Annotated in this window: 15 protein-coding genes; 5 read left to right on the forward strand and 10 right to left on the reverse strand. The window is 62.6% G+C overall.

All coding sequences use genetic code 11. From position 1 onward, the window contains the following. Positions 1 to 44 precede the first annotated feature (44 nt). The 4 genes from BFP90_RS23225 (at position 45) to BFP90_RS23240 (ending at position 4,441) form a co-directional block, all read left to right on the forward strand. The gene (locus BFP90_RS23225; RefSeq protein WP_065898078.1) at positions 45 to 1,229 is read left to right on the forward strand and encodes an ABC transporter permease; all 1,185 of its coding nucleotides are present in this window, start codon (positions 45 to 47) and stop codon (positions 1,227 to 1,229) included. Then, positions 1,222 to 2,934: a formylglycine-generating enzyme family protein gene (locus tag BFP90_RS23230; protein WP_065898079.1), complete on the forward strand. Its 1,713-nt coding sequence runs from the start codon at positions 1,222 to 1,224 to the stop codon at positions 2,932 to 2,934. Before BFP90_RS23225 ends, BFP90_RS23230 begins: the two co-directional genes overlap by 8 nt. Positions 2,935 to 3,018: 84 nt before the next feature. Then, positions 3,019 to 3,942 (forward strand): type VI secretion system-associated lipoprotein TagQ, encoded by a 924-nt coding sequence (gene tagQ / locus BFP90_RS23235; protein WP_065898080.1) that lies wholly within the window; start codon positions 3,019 to 3,021, stop codon positions 3,940 to 3,942. 124 nt (positions 3,943 to 4,066) lie between these two features. Continuing rightward, a complete protein-coding gene (locus BFP90_RS23240) occupies positions 4,067 to 4,441 on the forward strand; it encodes a hypothetical protein (RefSeq protein WP_057723695.1) in 375 nt (124 codons plus the stop codon). A 73-nt stretch (positions 4,442 to 4,514) separates the two neighbouring features. Here BFP90_RS23240 and BFP90_RS23245 read toward each other — a convergent pair whose 3' ends face one another. From BFP90_RS23245 to exbB, 7 genes are all read right to left on the reverse strand, one after another. Continuing rightward, the gene (locus BFP90_RS23245; RefSeq protein ID WP_065898081.1) at positions 4,515 to 4,760 is read right to left on the reverse strand and encodes a DUF6124 family protein; all 246 of its coding nucleotides are present in this window, start codon (positions 4,758 to 4,760) and stop codon (positions 4,515 to 4,517) included. A gap of 505 nt (positions 4,761 to 5,265) precedes the next feature. Next, positions 5,266 to 6,666, reverse strand: a complete 1,401-nt coding sequence (locus BFP90_RS23250; protein ID WP_065898082.1) for an aminoacyl-tRNA deacylase and HDOD domain-containing protein — start codon at positions 6,664 to 6,666, stop codon at positions 5,266 to 5,268. A gap of 206 nt (positions 6,667 to 6,872) precedes the next feature. Next, positions 6,873 to 8,948: an ATP-dependent DNA helicase RecG gene (gene recG, locus BFP90_RS23255; RefSeq protein ID WP_065886936.1), complete on the reverse strand. Its 2,076-nt coding sequence runs from the start codon at positions 8,946 to 8,948 to the stop codon at positions 6,873 to 6,875. An 8-nt stretch (positions 8,949 to 8,956) separates the two neighbouring features. Then, a complete protein-coding gene (locus tag BFP90_RS23260; RefSeq protein WP_057723306.1) occupies positions 8,957 to 9,877 on the reverse strand; it encodes a hydrogen peroxide-inducible genes activator in 921 nt (306 codons plus the stop codon). A gap of 157 nt (positions 9,878 to 10,034) precedes the next feature. After that, positions 10,035 to 10,781: an energy transducer TonB family protein gene (locus tag BFP90_RS23265; RefSeq protein WP_065886937.1), complete on the reverse strand. Its 747-nt coding sequence runs from the start codon at positions 10,779 to 10,781 to the stop codon at positions 10,035 to 10,037. Further along, positions 10,778 to 11,203 (reverse strand): TonB system transport protein ExbD, encoded by a 426-nt coding sequence (gene exbD, locus BFP90_RS23270; RefSeq protein ID WP_003195519.1) that lies wholly within the window; start codon positions 11,201 to 11,203, stop codon positions 10,778 to 10,780. The genes BFP90_RS23265 and exbD overlap by 4 nt, the downstream gene beginning before the upstream one ends. 6 nt (positions 11,204 to 11,209) lie before the next feature. After that, entirely contained in the window at positions 11,210 to 12,181 is a 972-nt protein-coding gene (exbB, locus tag BFP90_RS23275) for a tonB-system energizer ExbB (RefSeq protein WP_065893977.1), read from the reverse strand. Between the two features lie 190 nt (positions 12,182 to 12,371). Between exbB and BFP90_RS23280 the strand changes: the two genes are divergently transcribed. Then, entirely contained in the window at positions 12,372 to 13,223 is an 852-nt protein-coding gene (locus BFP90_RS23280; RefSeq protein WP_065898083.1) for an SDR family oxidoreductase, read from the forward strand. 187 nt (positions 13,224 to 13,410) lie between these two features. Here the strand turns inward: BFP90_RS23280 and BFP90_RS23285 are convergent, their stop codons facing one another. Genes BFP90_RS23285 through spoT form a run of 3 tightly spaced genes read right to left on the reverse strand, consistent with a single transcriptional unit; the run spans position 13,411 to position 16,733 of the window. Next, entirely contained in the window at positions 13,411 to 14,151 is a 741-nt protein-coding gene (locus BFP90_RS23285; RefSeq protein WP_065898084.1) for a hypothetical protein, read from the reverse strand. Between the two features lie 56 nt (positions 14,152 to 14,207). Then, on the reverse strand, positions 14,208 to 14,588 hold the full coding sequence (locus BFP90_RS23290; RefSeq protein WP_003176922.1) for a RidA family protein: 381 nt from the start codon (positions 14,586 to 14,588) through the stop codon (positions 14,208 to 14,210). 39 nt (positions 14,589 to 14,627) lie between these two features. Further along, complete coding sequence (spoT, locus tag BFP90_RS23295; protein ID WP_058424246.1) at positions 14,628 to 16,733, reverse strand: bifunctional GTP diphosphokinase/guanosine-3',5'-bis pyrophosphate 3'-pyrophosphohydrolase; 2,106 nt, start codon at positions 16,731 to 16,733, stop codon at positions 14,628 to 14,630. Positions 16,734 to 16,737 lie beyond the last annotated feature (4 nt).

Consider the following 16,737-nt stretch of genomic DNA (forward strand, 5'->3'; position numbering starts at 1 on the left):
GATGCCGACGGCGGTGTCACCGCCACGCTCGGGGAGGCCTGCTGATGCGCATCGGCCTGGTGGCGTCCCTTGCCTGGCAGGACTACCGCGACGATGCGTGGCTGTCGGCCTGCTCGGTGCTGGCGCTGGTGGCAGTCATCGCGCCGTTGCTGGTGTTATTTGGCCTGAAATTTGGACTGGTTGGCAGTTTGACCCAACGCCTGGAGACCGACCCCGCGACCCGTGAAATTATTCCGTTGGGCGGCGGTCGATTCAGCAGCGCTTTCGTCGAGCAGCTTGGCCGGCGTAGCGATGTGGCGTTTGCCATACCGCGTACGCGGCAGATTGCGGCGACCGCGCAAGTGGGTGCCCTGGTTTTGGAAATGCTGCCGACCGCGCCGGGTGACCCGCTGCTGGCCGGCTTGCCGATCCCTGAGGGCCTGGACCAGATCGTGCTCAGTCATACCGCCGCCGAGAAGCTCGCGGCGCGGCCCGGCGACTGGCTGGAGACGCGCTTTGCGCGGCAGCTGGCGGGGCGCGTCGAGGCCCAGCGGACGCGGGTGCAGGTGCGCGCGGTATTGCCGTTGGAGGCCTTTGCCCGTGACGGGCTGTTTGCGGACCTGGTGTTGCTGGAGGCGGTGGAAGATTATCGCGATGGCCGCGCCGTGCCGGCGCTGGGGTGGGCGGGTGACACCGTGGCGGTGGGCGAGCAGCGTGTGTACCCGGCGTTTCGCTTGTATGCGCGCGGACTCACCGACGTGGAACCGCTGCGCCTGTATTTCGCCGGGCAGAATCTGCTGGTGTCGACCCAGGCGCAGACCATCGCCCAGGTGCAGTCGTTGAGTCGTAACCTGTCGGTGGTCTTCTGGATCATCTGCGGGTTGGCCTTGGCCGGTGCGTTTGCGGCGACCTTCGCCGGCGCGTTGGCGGCGGTGGCGCGCAAGCGTCGGGAGTTGTCAGTGTTGCGCCTGCTGGGGTTTTCCACCGCCGCGTTGTTGCTGTTCGTGGTGCTGCAGGCGCTGTACAGCGCGAGTGTTGCCGCGGTGCTCAGTGCCGGGTTGTATGGCCTGGCCGAGGCGGGTTTGAACCGATTATTCGTGCAGGTGCCGGGCGAATACGCCAGTCATCTGTTGGCGCGTCACTACGGCCTGGCCCTGGCTGCCGCGCTCGGCGTCAGCGCCGTGGCGGCGGCGTGTGGGGGTTGGCGAGTGGCGCGTATCCAGGCTTCTGAAGGAATCAGAGATGTTTAAGTTACTGGGCGCCTGTGTGGCGCTGAGCCTGGCCTCGCTGGCCTGGGCCGATGAGGCAAGCGACAAGCTCGACAACCCCAAGCCGTTGCCGGACGACGTGAGCCTGCCGCTGCCGTGCGAAGGCCAGATGGTGTTCCGCTACGCCTATGTGTTGGCCCAGGGCACCCTGGACGACCGCGAGGTCAGCCTCGGCTATCCCTTTGCCGAAGGCGAGGCGGGCTACCAGCAGTCGTTTATCTCCGGTTACCGGCGCGACTTCATCAACGGCCAGTTCACCCTCAAGGATCTGCCGAAAGACTGGAACAAGGTCATCGCGCCGCTGATGCCGAAGACCGACGCCAAAACCCCGCTCAAGCCGATGCTCTACTTCATCGGCAAGTACGAAGTGACGGCCCGCCAGTACGCCCAGGTAATGTCCCAGGCGCAGTCCCTGGCCAGCGGCGAGCCGGCTCCGGCCTGCGATGCGCCTGAGGGCATGGCCGGGCGTCTGCCCAAAGTGAAATTATCGCGTTTCGAGGCCGAGCGTTTCTCGGCGGTGTACAGCGCCTGGCTGATGAAATACCACCGCGAGTTGCTGCCGGTGAGCGGCCGTGGCGCCTCGGCCGACGATGGCGGCCTGGGCTTTGTGCGCCTGCCCACCGAAGTGGAGTGGGAGTACGCCGCACGCGGTGGCCAGGCGGTGAGTCGCCAGGATTTGGAAGGGCGCCTGTTTCCACGCCGCGTCGAGGGCAGCGAAAGCGACGGGCCACTGGGCGATTACGCCGTGTTCAACCAGGTCGCCGGTGGCACCGGGCAGGCCGCGCGGTTGATGCCCATCGGCACTAAATTGCCCAACCCGATCGGTATGTTCGACGTGATCGGCAACGCTGCGGAAATGGTCCAGGAATCCTTCCAGCTGGTGCACGCCGGGCGCCGCCAGGGCACCTATGGCGGCTTCGTGGTCAAGGGCGGCAATTACCTGGAGGGCGAAGGCACGTTGTTCACCGGCATGCGCCGCGAATACCCGCTGTTTGCCGCCGACGGCACCGAGCAAAGCAACGAGACCACCGGGTTTCGCGTGGCGATTGGCGCGCTGTCGGCGCCGCGTTCGCGCTACAAGGAACTGTTCGCCCAGTGGCAGAAAGAAGGTCGCCTCGCCTCGCTGACCGACGCCATCGACGACGCCCAGGACCCGACCAAGCGCCTGGACAGCATCATCGCCGCCAGCGTCGATCCCAAGCTGCAAGCCGAACTCGGGCTGGTCAACGAAGAACTCAAGCGCAACGTGTCGCTGATCGCCCAGCAGCGCGAAGAGGCGGCGGGCAACCTGATCCAGTCCGCTGCCTTGGTGGCCGAGACCATCAGCAACTACAACATCCGCCTGGCCAACCTGCAGAAAAGCCGCCAGCAGGCTGTGGATAACAAGGACACGGCCAGCGCGCAGTTATTTGACATGGCCATTACCAATGGGCGCAGCGCGCTGGATGGCGCAGTGGCGATTTATATCGACAACCTGGCCACCGGCACGCGCTACACCGATGCGGTGATCCAGGCCCAGTTTCAACGGATCAAGGAAGAGTTGGATCGCAAGCCGGTGCTCGGCAAGAGCCTGGTGACGCGCGCAACACTGTTCGTTCGCCATGTCGGCAACTACCGCAAGCAACAGCGGGCCGACCCGGCAACGATCTTGAAGGAATTGCTCGCAGCAAGCGGTCAGCGGTCTTGATCGTTGGCTGTCCGGCGAGCTTGGAAGGGACTCAGACGGCGGTGGGCCGTGCTGGGCAAGTCAAACTTAATAGAGATCACACCTATGCTTTTTTCCCGTAAGTCGGTTTCCAAGCGTCACCTGCTGCTGATCGCGGCCGGTTTCAGCACCGTGCTGACCGGTTGCGCTACGTCGCCTGCGTCCAAGGTCGCGTCGAGCACCAAGGTCGAGTACTACCCGAACTGCTACGAGCCGGTGCAGCACCTGCGCGCCACCGACTCGAACATGACCAAGTCGGTCGTGACCGGTGCCGCGATCGGCGCGGCAGGCGGTGCATTGCTCGGCGCCCTGACCGGCGACAAGGAAAAGCGCGGCCGTAACGCGGCTATCGGCGCAGCGGGCGGTGCCCTGGCGGGCGGCGCGGCGGGCTACTACACCGAGCGTCAGAAGCAGATCGCCGATGACAACCAGCGCATCGCTTCCTACTCCACCGACTTCAACAAAAGCGCCTCCGACATCGACCGCAGCACTGCCTATGCCAAGGCTTCGCAGCAGTGCTACCAGAGCGCATTCACCAAGCTGGTGGCAGACCGCAAGGCCAAGGCCGTCAACGACACCGAAGGCCGCAAGCGCCTGGCGGAAATCGTGGCAGGCTTGAAGGAATCCAACGACCTGATCGTTGCGGTCAACGGCAAAGCCAGCGAAGACCTGAACAACTACACCCAGGCCTACGAGAAAGACCTGCAGCAAGTGGGTGTGCAGCGTAACGACGTGGTCACCGTCGCCACTGCCGACACCACACCGGTCGCGCCGCCGGCCAAAGGCAAGAAAGTCGTCAAGCCGCCGAAAAAGAAAGTGCTGCCAGTGGTGCCAAAAGAAGCGGTGACGACCGAGAAGAGCATCCAGACCGTGCAGGCCAAGCAAGCTGAAAGCAAGCAGGTCGCCAGCGCCGGCAAGGCTCAGCTCGAAGGCAGCTGCCGCGATCCAAACCTGGCCGACTGGGCGCCGGTGCCTTGCCCTAACGTTTAAGCAACATGTTGCTATAAGCGTTAAACGCCAACCGATCTCCCGCTAAAGCGCGAGATCGGTGGCGTTCTCTTTGCAAATCGTTACACTGCTGCGGCCACTCAATAATTACACCGAGGCCGTGTGCATGAAATTTCGTCTTCTCCTGTGGGTGCTGGGCCTGATGATGGGCAAAGCCAGCCGCACCAATCCCGCCTTTCAGCAGCAGCTGGGTGACAAAGACCTGGCCTTCCAGTTGCAGACCCTCGACGGCAAGGTTGCCCGTCACTTCATCGTCAAAGACCAGCGCATCACCAGCCACTCGGGCGTACACCCGACGCCGGCGTTCGCGATTGCGTTCAAGGATGCCGCCTACGGCTTCGCCACGATGCAGGCGAAGAACAAGCAACTGGCGTTCATGACAGGGATTCAGGACAAGTCGATCCAGATCAAGGGCAACCCGGCGCTGGTGATCTGGTTCCAGGGGTTGACCAAGTATTTGAAGCCGAAGAAAAAGAAGTAGGCCTGATCGTTCCCACGCTCTGCGTGGGAACGCCGCTTTGGACGCTCCGCGTCCGCTCTCAGAACTCGATCAATTAGGCCAGTTCAGCTTGCCCCGAGACCGTGACTACTCGATCAGCCAGCAACTGTGCCAGTTCGATTAACTGCGTAACGCCCAGCAGTTCCTCTCGTTTCGGTCCTTCAAGGTCAAAGGCCAGGTCGCAACTCAGCGCATTGGCCGAGGCGAGTGTTTCGCTGAGGTTGACCAACAGATCTTCAGTGCTGATTCCATCGGCCACGGTAAATAGCCGCATGGGGGGATTTGGGGTGGGTTTGATCATGGTGAAACTCCGGAGATATTAAAGGAGCTGCCATTGATCGCCGCGACGCGATGGGGGTGGCAGCTGTACGCAGGTTCGCGGACCGACTCTCCAGAACATCGGCATACCCGAAGGTATCCCGCGCACAGCCGCCATAGCGCCGCACAGTAGACGACAAAAAAGCGTCAACTGAAAGGACACGATGACGCTTTGGCGTCTGAAGAAATACGGGCCGCGACGCCCGACCGCTGCGTGTGCAGCGGTGTACGGAGACTAGGGATTGAGTGTCCTAGGGGCAACCTCAACGCCTTGTAAGACGTTTCTGTTTTTCCCAATACCTGGCCGAACGGACAGTTGTTTGGCTTTGCGCCAGCCCAGCTGAAGAAAAAGAAGTAGGCTTTCAGGGAGGCCGAGTTGGATTCATCGGGGGCAAGCCCCCTCCCACAAACGGCCATATTCCAAGGCCGGAACGCGATCAAATGTGGGAGGGGGCTTGCCCCCGATAGCAGTTTTACAGGCTACCGATTCAGCCCTGACTGAACTGGGAGGCCAGTTCGCGGAGCAGCACCTCGGCATCCAGCACCTTGCCCACCACTTCCTCAGCCTTCTCACGGCTCAAGCCCAGGCGCTCAAGCAGCGCATCCGGAATCGCCTCATCCGGCCCGGACCCAATCCCCCGGCTACGCAACAGGCGCACGGCCAGGCATACCAGGTTCGGGTATTCAGCGTACTGCCCGTCATAGGTGGGGTCGTGCTGGAAGCGCAGGGCGGTGGACAGCTCGTCCGGCATGTCCCAGTAGCGCATCAACCACGCACCGATCTGTTCGCGGCTGATACCGAGCAGGTGTTGCTCGACATAGCTGTGGCACACATGCGGGTTGACCTCCAGGTGGCGGCAGATCAGCGAGAAGTGTGGCGGGAATACGTGGGCCAGCAGCAGGTAGCCGAAGTTATGCAGCAGGCCGGCGAGGTAGGTCAGGCCGGCTTCGGGGCGCTGGGCGCGGGGCATGGCACGGGTCAGGCCTTCAATCACGGCGGCGGTGTAGATCGACTGGTGCCAGTACGGCGTGGACTGGTGCGGACGGTCCTTGGGCAGGCTCAGGGTTTTACCCAGGGCCAGGCCCAGCGCCAGGTTGATCACCAGATCGAAGCCCAGCACCCGCACGATGGCGTCTTCCACCGAGCGGATCTTGCCCGGCGAAGCGTAGTAGGGTGACGCTGCCCAGCTCACCACCTGGGCGGCCAGGGCCGGGTCGGTTTCAACTACGCCGGTGATGTCATCGATGGTGGCGTTGGGGTCGACGCGCAGTTTGATGATCTTCTGCGCGGTATCGGCCAGCGGCGGGATCTCGATGGTCGCTTCCAGGCGTTGCTGAATACGGCGGGCGGTGAAGGCCTGCATCGCCTGGGTGATTTCCTCGCGGTCATCATTGGGGCGGTCGAGGTTGGGGCGAATCTTGCTCAGCGGCTCGCCGAACTGCGCGGCGCTGGCTTTGGTCAGCATGGTCTTGAAGTGCTCGCTGGCGATTTCCAGCAGCAACCCGGCTTCGCCCGAATGCACCAACAGGCTCGGCTCGTTGAGCAGGCTGCCTTCATACAGGCAAGGCGAACTGGTGAGTGGCGGCAGGCCAGGCAGCAGGTTCAGTTCATGTTTGCCCAATATGCGCTCAACGCGCTCCGGTGCCACGGCGGTAAGCCGGCGCCCGGTGAGTTCGGTAAGGCGGTTGAGGTCGAGCAACTGGCTCTGGGGGAACAGCACCATGAGTTCGCCCACAGCATCTTCGAGCAGTACCGCTTGGACCTTTCGCGCAGGGTTCAGGCCAGGCTGTTCGATGACTTCCGTGTAGGGAATGGCGAGCTTTGCGAGCAGCGCCCGAATGACCGGCGGGGCGGTCAGTGGGGCTGTAGCGAGGGCGACTTCTGACATGGCCTGATCCAATTTCGTACAGTCACCGAAGTATAACCAGCTTGTTACACCTGTTGGTTGACTAACTTCGGTTTGTGATCGGGTGCGCGGCCCTTGTAGGAGCGAGCTTGCTCGCGAAAATCGTTAACGATAACGCTGGCATTCTGGATGACCGCGTCGTCAGGGTGGTTTTCGCGAGCAAGCTCGCTCCTACAGGGGGAGGCGCGTCAGACCTGGCCGTATTGCTGCCCGTGTCGCAGCCAGCGGTTGAGCAACGGGCTGACATGCTCCGGCCAGCGCTCCAGCAGGGCTTGCGCTGCGTCGCGCACGGCGGGCAGCAGGTCGGCGTCGCGCATCAGGTCGGCGACCTTGAATTGCAACAGGCCGGTCTGGCGGGTGCCGAGCATTTCACCAGGACCGCGCAACTCGAGGTCTTTTTCGGCAATGACAAAACCGTCGTTGGTTTCGCGCATGATGCCCAGCCGTTGGCGGCCGATCTGCGACAGCGGCGGGTGATACAGCAGCACGCAATGGCTGGCGGCACTGCCTCGACCGACGCGGCCGCGCAGCTGGTGCAGTTGCGCCAGGCCCAGGCGCTCGGGGTTTTCAATGATCATCAGGCTGGCGTTTGGCACGTCCACACCCACTTCGATCACAGTGGTGGCCACCAGCAATTGCAGGTTGCCGGCCTTGAACTCGGCCATCACCGCAGCTTTTTCGGCCGGTTTCATCCGGCCATGGATCAACCCCACCTTGAGTTCGCCCAGGGCGCTGGTGAGGTCTTCATAGGTGGTTTCGGCGGCCTGGCAGGTCAGCTCTTCGGACTCTTCGATCAGCGTACACACCCAGTACGCCTGGCGGCCTTCGGCGCAGGCGCCGCGCACCCGCTCGATCACTTCGACGCGCCGCGTGTCGGTGACCAGCACGGTGTTGACCGGCGTGCGGCCGGGCGGCAGTTCGTCGAGGATCGAGGTGTCGAGGTCGGCGTAGGCGCTCATGGCCAGTGTGCGTGGGATCGGCGTGGCGGTCATGATCAATTGGTGCGGGTTCATGCGCCCGCCCACGCCTTTCTGGCGCAGGGCCAGGCGCTGTTGCACGCCGAAGCGGTGCTGTTCGTCGATGATCACCAGCGCCAGGTTCTTGAACTGCACTTCGTCCTGGAACAGTGCATGGGTGCCCACCACCATGGGCGCGCCAGCGGCGATTTGCTCGAGGGAGGCTGCGCGGTTCTTGCCCTTGAGCTTGCCGGCCAGCCACGCGACTTCCAGTCCCAGCGGCTCGAGCCAGCGTTTGAAGGTGATGAAGTGCTGTTCAGCGAGAATTTCCGTCGGTGCCATCAGCGCGACCTGATAACCGGCTTCCAGGGCCTGCAAGGCGGCGAGGGCGGCGACCACGGTCTTGCCCGCGCCTACATCGCCCTGGATCAGGCGCAGCATGGGTTCCTGCTGGCTGAGGTCGTAGGCAATCTCGTTGCCGACGCGTTGCTGGGCGCCGGTCGGGGCAAAGCCCAGGTTGGCCAGGTATTGCGCGGGCAGGCGCGTGGCCTTGGGCATCGCCGGAGCGCGCAGCGAGCGCATGCTTTCGCGCAGGCGCTGCTGGGACAGTTGATGGGTCAGCAATTCTTCGAAGGCCAGGCGATGCTGCGCCCAGTGATGGCCGAGGGCGAGTTCGTCGACATCGGCGTCGGCCGGCGGGTGGTGCAGGTAGCGAATCGCATCGGCCAGCGGTGCCAGTTGATAGTCGCGCGCCAGTTCCAGCGGCAGCCAGTCGGGCAGGCTTTGCGGGCCGAGCATCGTCAGGGTCTGCATGCACAACTGACGCAGGCGTTGCTGGGTGAGGCCTTCGGTCAGCGGGTAGATAGGCGTGAGAGTGGTGTCCACCGGCGGCGGTTCGTCGCCGGTTATGGCGCGGTACTCCGGGTGGTAGATCTCCAGGCCCGAGGCCCCCGGACGCGCTTCGCCGTAGCAGCGCACGCGGGTGCCGCGCTTGAGGCCTTCTTTCTGCGCATTGCTGAAGTGATAAAAGCGCAGGCTCAGGCCGCCGGTACCGTCCTGCAGGCGCACCACCAGGCTGCGGCGCTTGCCCATGACCACGTCGGCGCCGCTGACGGTGCCTTCGATCACTGCGTCCTGGCCGGGGCGCAAATGGCCGATGGGCACGACCCGGGTGCGATCCTGGTAGCGCAGCGGCAAGTGGAACAGCACGTCCTGAAGGTTTTCCAGGCCGACCTTGGCCAGTTTCTCGGCCATGGCTTCACCGACACCCTTGAGTGCCGTCACCGGCACCTGCGACAGCTCTGTCATACCGTTACTTAGCTCGCAGCAGGCGGTTTGGCCACCGAGCACAGGCGGATCGAGTCGGCGAGGATCTCAATCGCCTTGGGGCGCGGGAAGCTGGCGCGCCAGGCGATGGCCACGGTGCGGAAGGGCACCGGTGGCGTGAGTGGGCGTACTTCGATCACGCCGGGGGCGTAGTGATGGCTGTCGACCGCCGACAACGGCAGGATCGAAATGCCCAGGCCGGAAGCGACCATATGGCGAATGGTTTCCAGGGAACTGGATTCCACCGTGGTGTGCTTGGCGCCGTCGTTGCCCTTGGTCAGGGTCGGGCAGGCTTCCAGGACCTGGTCGCGGAAGCAGTGGCCTTCACCGAGCAGCAGCAGGCTCTTGTCGTTGAGCAGACCGGCGTCGATGCTGTCCTTTTTGGTCCACGGGTGGGAGGCCGGCATCAGGACATAGAACGGCTCATCGTAGAGCGGCAGCGTCAGCACATCCGCCTCATTGAACGGCAGGGCGATGATGATCGCGTCCAGCTCGCCGTTGCGCAGTTTGTCGCGCAGGACGTGGGTGAAGTTTTCTTCGATATACAGCGGCATCTGCGGCGCAACGCGGTGCAGTTGCGGGATCAGGTGCGGGAACAGGTAGGGGCCGACGGTGTAAATGGCGCCGACCTTGAGCGGTGCGGTCAGCTGGTTCTTGCCGGCCTGGGCCAGTTCGCGAATGCTTTGCGCCTGCTCCAGCACTTTCTGGGCCTGGGCAACGATGCCTTCGCCCACGGGGGTGAGGCGCACGGCGCTTTTGCTGCGCTCGAAAATCAGTACACCGAGTTCGTCTTCAAGCTTTTTCACGCCCACCGACAGCGTCGGCTGGCTGACGTGGCAGCGCTCGGCCGCGTGGCCGAAATGCTGTTCCTGGGCGAGGGTCACGATGTAGCGTAATTCTGTAAGAGTCATAGCGGGCGTCCATGAAGTTGCGGGCCAAGCATACCGGCTGCAATCGATAGACGCACGTTATCAGAACTTTGCTGGGGATTGAGCGTGGAGTGGCGGGAATTTTGCTGAAGCGAGCAAGCGAATGTGGGAGGGAACGGGCCCCTCCCACATTGCCCGGCTAGCGGCGCCGCTTGTCGATGTTGTAAACAAACGGTGCGACGAGTTCCACACTGCCGTTTTTCAACAGGTCGGCTGGCGGTTTGGGCAAGGGTTGAGCCTTGCGGATCATGTCCAGCGTCGCGCGGTCCAGGTCGGCGTTGCCGGAGCGGCCTTCCAACTCATAGGACAGCACATTGCCTTCGCCATCAACCACGAAGCGCAGGCGGTTCATGCCTTCCTTGCCACGCTGCTGCGCGCCCGGCGGGTACTTCTTGTACTTCTGCAGGTGTGCCAGCAGGGTACTTTGCCAGGATGCCTGGGCGGCCATCTGTTGTGCAGATGGGCCGGGGGCGGGCTGCGCTGATTTTTGCGCAGGCGCGTTGCTCGGCGGGGTTTCGCTCGGTGGCTCCTCGGAAGGTTTTTCCTTGGGCGGCTCGGGCTTCTTCTCCACCGGCTTGGGCGGTTGAGGCTTGGGCTTGGGCTTGACCGGCTTGGGCACCTGGATCGTTGGCTTGGGCGCCTCGGCCAGTTTCGGCAGAGGCAGTTCCTCGACCGGTGGTGGCGGTGGCGCAACGACCTTGGGCGGTGCCGGAGGCGGCGGTGGCGCCGGCAAGGGTGCCAGGTCGATGACCATCGCGGCCGGCGGCAACTGGATCGCCTGGGGCGCGGACCATTGGAGCGCGATGATGATCGCGACGGCATGCACGCCCAGCACGACTGCGAGGCTGGTGCCATAACGCGTCAGTTTGTGGCGCGTCGTGATCATTTCTTGGCTGCCGTCTCAAGTCCGACCAGGCCTACCTTGAGGTAGCCGGCTGCCCGTAGGGCATCCATCACGCTCATCAGGTCGCCGTAGTCCACGCCCTTGTCGGCCTGGAAGAAGATCGTCGTGTCTTTCTTGCCCTGGGTCTTGGCGTCGAGCACCGGCCCCAGGGTTTCAGCCTTGACTTCTTCTTCACCCAGGAACAGACGTTGGTCCGCTTTCACGCTGAGGAAAATCGGCTTCTCCGGCCGTGGCGCCGGCTTGGCGCTGGAGGCGGGAAGGTCGACCTTGATATCCACGGTGGCCAACGGTGCGGCCACCATGAAGATGATCAGCAGCACCAGCATCACATCGATAAACGGTGTGACGTTGATTTCGTGGTTCTCGACGAGCTCGTCGTCGCCTTGATTCAAATGCAGGCCCATGGCCGATTACCCCACTTTCACCATGTGCGGTTGCGAGCTGCGCTCGGTAGGCAGGTGATCGAGGTCGCGGCTGACCAGCAGCAGGACTTCTGCCGAGGCATCCGACACCTGGGCCTTGTAGCCGGCAATCGAACGGGCGAAGACGTTGTAGATCACCACCGCAGGAATCGCGGCAACCAGGCCCAGGGCGGTCGCCAGCAGGGCTTCGGCGATGCCGGGGGCGACCACGGCGAGGTTGGTGGTCTGGGTCTTGGCGATGCCGATGAAGCTGTTCATGATGCCCCACACGGTACCGAACAGGCCGACGAAGGGCGCAGTGGAACCGATGGTGGCCAGCACGCCGGTGCCGCTGCTCATGTTACGGCCGCAGGCGGCAACCAGGCGCTCAAGGCGGAAGCTGACACGCTCCTTGATGCCTTCTTTTTCGCGGGTGTTGGCCGACAGGCGCATTTCTTCCAGCGCGTCGTGCACCAGGGTATTGGCCAGGGTGCCCTTCTTGGTCGCGGTTTCACTCGCTTCCTTGAGGGTGGTGGCTTTTTTCAAGTGGACGATTTCAGTGCGCAGGCGACGCTTGGCGCCCAGCAGCTCGAAGCCTTTGGCGATCCAGATGGTCCAGGTAATGATGGAGGCGATGGCCAGGCCGATCATCACGGCTTTCACCACCCGGTCGGCGTTCTGGTACATGCCCCACGGGGACAGGTCGTGTGCCATGCCCAGGGTGTTGTCTTCTTCCAGCACTACGCCGGTTTCGTCGGCAGGTGCTGCAGCCGGGGCCTGGTCGGCGGTTGGCGCGGCGGCTGGAGCAGCCGGAGTGGCGGCGTTCTGCTCGGCAGCGGCTGGAGCGGCAGGTGCGGTGGCATCAGCGAAAGCGGCGGTCGGCGCCAGCAGTATGCTGAACAGCATCGCAGCAATCGCACGCCAGGCGCGGGATGGGCTGTGAGGCTTGGTTGGCGAAGCGGGGTTTGTATTACGTGTCATGCTGGCCGGACCTGAGTGAAAATAAAGGGTTGATCGTCCTGCCAGACCCCTGTGGGCCGAGGACAAATGGGTGGTTATTATTGCAAGTAATTCTTGTTAACTAAAGTGGCACTGTTACTTTATTTCGCTTTTTACTGGCCGTTGATCCTCTCGCGCGGCTAATCTGGGCCTTTGAGAATGGAGTTTTATGATGTCTGCGCCTTCTGTTGTGATTGTCGGTTGCGGTGATGTGGGTAGTCGGCTGGCTAGCCAATTGCTGGCCGGAGGATGGGAGGTCCATGGCCTGCGCCGCGATATTTCACGCCTTCCCGAGGGCGTTATCGGCATTGCCGGCGACCTGTTCAATAAAGACTGCCCTGAGACTTGGCCGATCGGCGGGGTGGATTACCTGGTGTACTGCGCCGCAGCCACTGACCACGACGAGGCCGGCTATCGCGCAGCGTATGTGCAGGGTTTGAAGCATGTGCTGGAGTGGTTGCAGGATTACGGCCAGGCGCCCAGGCATCTGTTGTTCGTGTCCAGCAGCAGTGTGTACGGGCAGCAGAATGGCGAGTGGGTCGACGAAACCTCTGAAACCCGGGCCAAAGGTTATTCCGGCCAGGTCATGCTCGAAGCCGAGCAGGTGGCGCTCAACAGCGGCATCCCGGCAAGCGTGGTGCGATTGACCGGCATTTACGGCCCGGGCCGTGAGTGGCTGTTGACCCAGGTTCGCCAGGGTTACCGCGTGGCGATCGACCCGCCTTTATATGGCAACCGGATTCACGCGGATGACGCGGCGGGTTTGCTGGCGTTTTTGCTGCGTCATGTGGAGCAGGGCGGTTCGCTGGACAAGGTCTATATCGGCGTCGACGACGCGCCCGCACCCTTGGCCGAAGTGGTGGGCTGGTTGCGTGAGTATCTGGGCGTGACAGAGTGGTCCGAGGACGCCAGTGTGCGGCGCGCGGGCAGCAAGCAATGCAGTAATGCGCGGGCCAAGGCGCTGGGTTGGGCACCGACCTATCCGACTTACCGGGAAGGGTATGCCGCTATTTTAAAAGGCTGAATACGATTAAAGAGTTAAGCGTACACCGCCATCTGTAGGAGCGAGCTTGCTCGCGAAAAACTCACAGGCACCGCGTTCATTCAGAAAGCACGCGTTATCGTTGACGTTTTTCGCGAGCAAGCTCGCTCCTACAGACCGGCATTAGGGCAAGCCCCCTCCCACATTTAGCTGCGTATCTGGTCGGTTATTACTTTTCAAGCAACCATTGGCGAGGGCCAGGCGTGAACTGCGGCACTTCATCCGCTTGCGCCGTGTTGATCGCCTGGAAAATCTCCAGTTGCTTGCCCTTGCGCGCAAAGATCCACGGATTGCCCACGCCGTTCAGTTGCAGCCAGATGCTGTCATAACCGCCGCTCATCGAGGCGCAATCGCCTGCCAGGCACAGGGAATAGCGGTCCACACCAGGCAGGCCGACAATCTTGCCATCAGCCTGGAACTGTACGGTGGCGCCATTGCCGACACCGTCGGTGATCTTCCAGTCCCCGCCCATGTAGGCCGCATACAGCGCCCGTTCGAAGTTGGCGCCCAGTGGCGCGCCCTCTGGAGCCGGGTCATTGGGGCGCATGAACAGTTGCTCAGGCTCATTGTCGTTGGCCACCTGCAGCAGCTTTTTGCCTCTGCGCTTGAGTTCGGTGGCAGCGCTGCCGTAGAACTCCACGCTCCAGGCGCCGGGCTTGTCAGTCAGCAACTTGCCTTCCGCTACTTCAAAACCGTTGTAGTAGCGTGCCTGCAAGGCCTTGGTATTGACCTCCCATTCCAGGTTCGGGCCAAAGGTCTGCAAGGCTTCGCGCAAAGGGCCGCCCTTGGCTGCCGCATCGATGGCGGCCTGGTTGACCCAGGTCCCGCTGACATCCAGATTGGCAGGGTTGCTGGCACAGCCGCCGAGCAGCAGGGCGAGCAACGAAGAGGCTACAAGCGCTTTGCGCATGACTAAATCCTTCTGAAACAAAGTCGGCGCAGCGATTGAAGCTGCGCCGGGTGTCTTTACTCGATGACCAGAATCGCGTCCATTTCAACCTGCGCGCCCTTTGGCAAGGCAGCAACACCGATGGCGGCGCGGGCCGGGTACGGCTGTTCGAAGTACTTGCCCATGATCTCGTTGACCTTGGCGAAGTGGCTCAGGTCGGTCAGGAAGATGTTCAGCTTGACGATGTCCTTGAACGAGCCGCCGGCCGCTTCAGCCACGGACTTGAGGTTTTCGAAGACCTGTACGGTCTGTGCTTCGAAGCCTTCCACCAGTTCCATGGTCTTTGGGTCCAGCGGGATCTGGCCGGACATGTAGACGGTGTTGCCCGCCTTGATCGCCTGGGAATAAGTACCGATGGCGGCCGGGGCTTTGTCGCTGGTGATTACTGTCTTGGTCATGAATGACTCCTTGTAATGGGCGATGGCTTGTTGGCAGGGTTATGCACGCATGCGGGTGATGCGAATCACCCCGGTCAGCGCGCGCAGCTTCTTGATCACGCGGGCCAGGTGCACGCGGTCGTGCACGCTGACCACCAGCTGGACCACGCTGATGCGCCCATCGCGTTCGTCCATGCTGATTTTCTCGATATTGCCGTCGGCCGCGTTGACGCTGCTGGCCAGCAGGGCGATCAAGCCGCGCTGGTGCTCCAGCTCCACGCGCAGCTCGACGTTGAATTCGCCGGTAACATCCTTGGCCCAGGAAAGCTGGATACATTTTTCCGGGTTGTGGCGGATTTCGGTGATGTTGCGGCAGTTGTCCAAGTGCACCACCATGCCTTTGCCCGCCGACAAGTGGCCGACAATCGGATCGCCCGGGATCGGTGTGCAGCATTTGGCGTAGCTGAGCACCAGGCCCTCGGTGCCGCGAATTGCCAGCGGGCCTTCCGGGCTTGGCAACTGTTCGCCCTCGCCGAGCAGGCGGCGCGCAACCACGTAGGCCATGCGGTTGCCCAGGCCGATATCTTCCAGCAGGTCTTCGATGGTTTCCTGGCGGTACTCGTGAAGCATCGCTTGCACGCGCTCCTGCGGGATCTTGTCCAGGGCGCTGTCAAAACCGTTGAGGACCTTGTTCAGCAGGCGTTCGCCCAGGCTGATGGACTCGGAACGGCGCTGCAGTTTCAAGGCGTGGCGGATGTGCGTGCGCGCCTTGCCGGTGACCACGAAGTTGAGCCAGGCCGGGTTCGGGCGCGCGCCGGGTGCACTGACGATCTCGACCGTGGAACCGCTCTGCAGCGGTTCGGACAGCGGCGCGAGGCGACGATTGATCCGACAGGCAATGCAGCTGTTGCCCACGTCGGTGTGCACGGCATAGGCAAAGTCGACCGCTGTGGAGCCTTTGGGCAGCTCCATGATGCGGCCTTTGGGCGTGAACACGTAGACCTCGTCCGGGAACAGGTCGATCTTCACGCTTTCGATGAATTCCAGGGAGTTGCCGGCACGTTGCTGCATTTCCAGCACGCCCTTGACCCACTGGCGGGCGCGGGCGTGGGTGCCCTTTGGCTGCTCATCGCCGCTGGACTTGTACAGCCAATGGGCGGCGATGCCGTTGTTGGCCATCTCTTCCATTTCGCGGGTACGGATCTGGATCTCGATCGGCACGCCGTGCATGCCGAACAGCGTGGTGTGCAGCGACTGGTAGCCGTTGGCCTTGGGGATCGCGATGTAATCCTTGAAGCGGCCGGGCAGGGGTTTGTACAAATTATGTACAGCGCCCAGCACGCGGTAGCAGGTATCGACCTTGTCGACGATGATCCGGAACGCATACACGTCCATGATCTCGTTGAAGGCCCGGCGCTTGCCGCGCATCTTCTTGTAGATGCCGTAGATGTGTTTCTGCCGTCCGCTGACTTCGCCTTCGATCTCGTCGATCGCCAGGCAATGGCTCAGGGACTCTTCGATCTTGTTGACGATTTCCTTGCGGTTGCCCCGGGCGCGTTTGACCGCCTGGTAGATGCGCGCCGAGCGCATCGGGTGCATGGCCTTGAAGCCGAGGTCTTCGAACTCGATACGAATGGCATGCATGCCCAGCCGGTTGGCGATGGGCGCGTAGATTTCCAGGGTTTCCTTGGCGATGCGCCGGCGTTTTTCGCCGGAGAGCACTTCCAGCGTGCGCATGTTGTGCAGCCGGTCGGCCAGCTTGACCAGGATTACGCGGATATCGCGGGCCATGGCCATGGCCATCTTCTGGAAGTTTTCCGCCTGGGCTTCGGCCTTGGTCTCGAAATTCATCTGGGTCAGTTTGCTGACCCCGTCGACCAGTTCGGCCACGGTTTCGCCAAATTGCGCGCTGAGCGCTTCCTTGGCGATGCCGGTGTCTTCGATCACGTCATGCAGCATCGCAGCCATCAGGCTCTGATGGTCCATGTGCATGTCGGCAAGAATATTTGCCACCGCAAGAGGATGGGTGACATACGCCTCACCGCTACGACGGCGTTGGCCGTCGTGGGCTTGTTCGGCGTAGAAATACGCTCGGCGGACCAGGTTGACCTGGTCGGGGCCGAGGTAGGCCGATAAGCGATCGGCGAGGGCGTCTATGCTCGGCAAAGTG

The sequence above is a fragment of the Pseudomonas sp. 24 E 13 genome, assembly GCF_900004715.1.
GTDB lineage: Bacteria > Pseudomonadota > Gammaproteobacteria > Pseudomonadales > Pseudomonadaceae > Aquipseudomonas > Aquipseudomonas orientalis_A.

Excerpts from the sequence above, each read along its gene's own strand:
- BFP90_RS23225 (WP_065898078.1), top strand. The coding sequence starts at position 45 with ATGCGCATCGGCCTGGTGGCGTCCCTTGCCTGGCAGGACTACCGCGAC.
- BFP90_RS23230 (WP_065898079.1), top strand. The coding sequence starts at position 1,222 with ATGTTTAAGTTACTGGGCGCCTGTGTGGCGCTGAGCCTGGCCTCGCTG.
- tagQ (WP_065898080.1), top strand. The coding sequence starts at position 3,019 with ATGCTTTTTTCCCGTAAGTCGGTTTCCAAGCGTCACCTGCTGCTGATC.
- BFP90_RS23240 (WP_057723695.1), top strand. The coding sequence starts at position 4,067 with ATGAAATTTCGTCTTCTCCTGTGGGTGCTGGGCCTGATGATGGGCAAA.
- BFP90_RS23245 (WP_065898081.1), bottom strand. The coding sequence starts at position 4,760 with ATGATCAAACCCACCCCAAATCCCCCCATGCGGCTATTTACCGTGGCC.
- BFP90_RS23250 (WP_065898082.1), bottom strand. The coding sequence starts at position 6,666 with ATGTCAGAAGTCGCCCTCGCTACAGCCCCACTGACCGCCCCGCCGGTC.
- recG (WP_065886936.1), bottom strand. The coding sequence starts at position 8,948 with ATGACAGAGCTGTCGCAGGTGCCGGTGACGGCACTCAAGGGTGTCGGT.
- BFP90_RS23260 (WP_057723306.1), bottom strand. The coding sequence starts at position 9,877 with ATGACTCTTACAGAATTACGCTACATCGTGACCCTCGCCCAGGAACAG.
- BFP90_RS23265 (WP_065886937.1), bottom strand. The coding sequence starts at position 10,781 with ATGATCACGACGCGCCACAAACTGACGCGTTATGGCACCAGCCTCGCA.
- exbD (WP_003195519.1), bottom strand. The coding sequence starts at position 11,203 with ATGGGCCTGCATTTGAATCAAGGCGACGACGAGCTCGTCGAGAACCAC.
- exbB (WP_065893977.1), bottom strand. The coding sequence starts at position 12,181 with ATGACACGTAATACAAACCCCGCTTCGCCAACCAAGCCTCACAGCCCA.
- BFP90_RS23280 (WP_065898083.1), top strand. The coding sequence starts at position 12,372 with ATGTCTGCGCCTTCTGTTGTGATTGTCGGTTGCGGTGATGTGGGTAGT.
- BFP90_RS23285 (WP_065898084.1), bottom strand. The coding sequence starts at position 14,151 with ATGCGCAAAGCGCTTGTAGCCTCTTCGTTGCTCGCCCTGCTGCTCGGC.
- BFP90_RS23290 (WP_003176922.1), bottom strand. The coding sequence starts at position 14,588 with ATGACCAAGACAGTAATCACCAGCGACAAAGCCCCGGCCGCCATCGGT.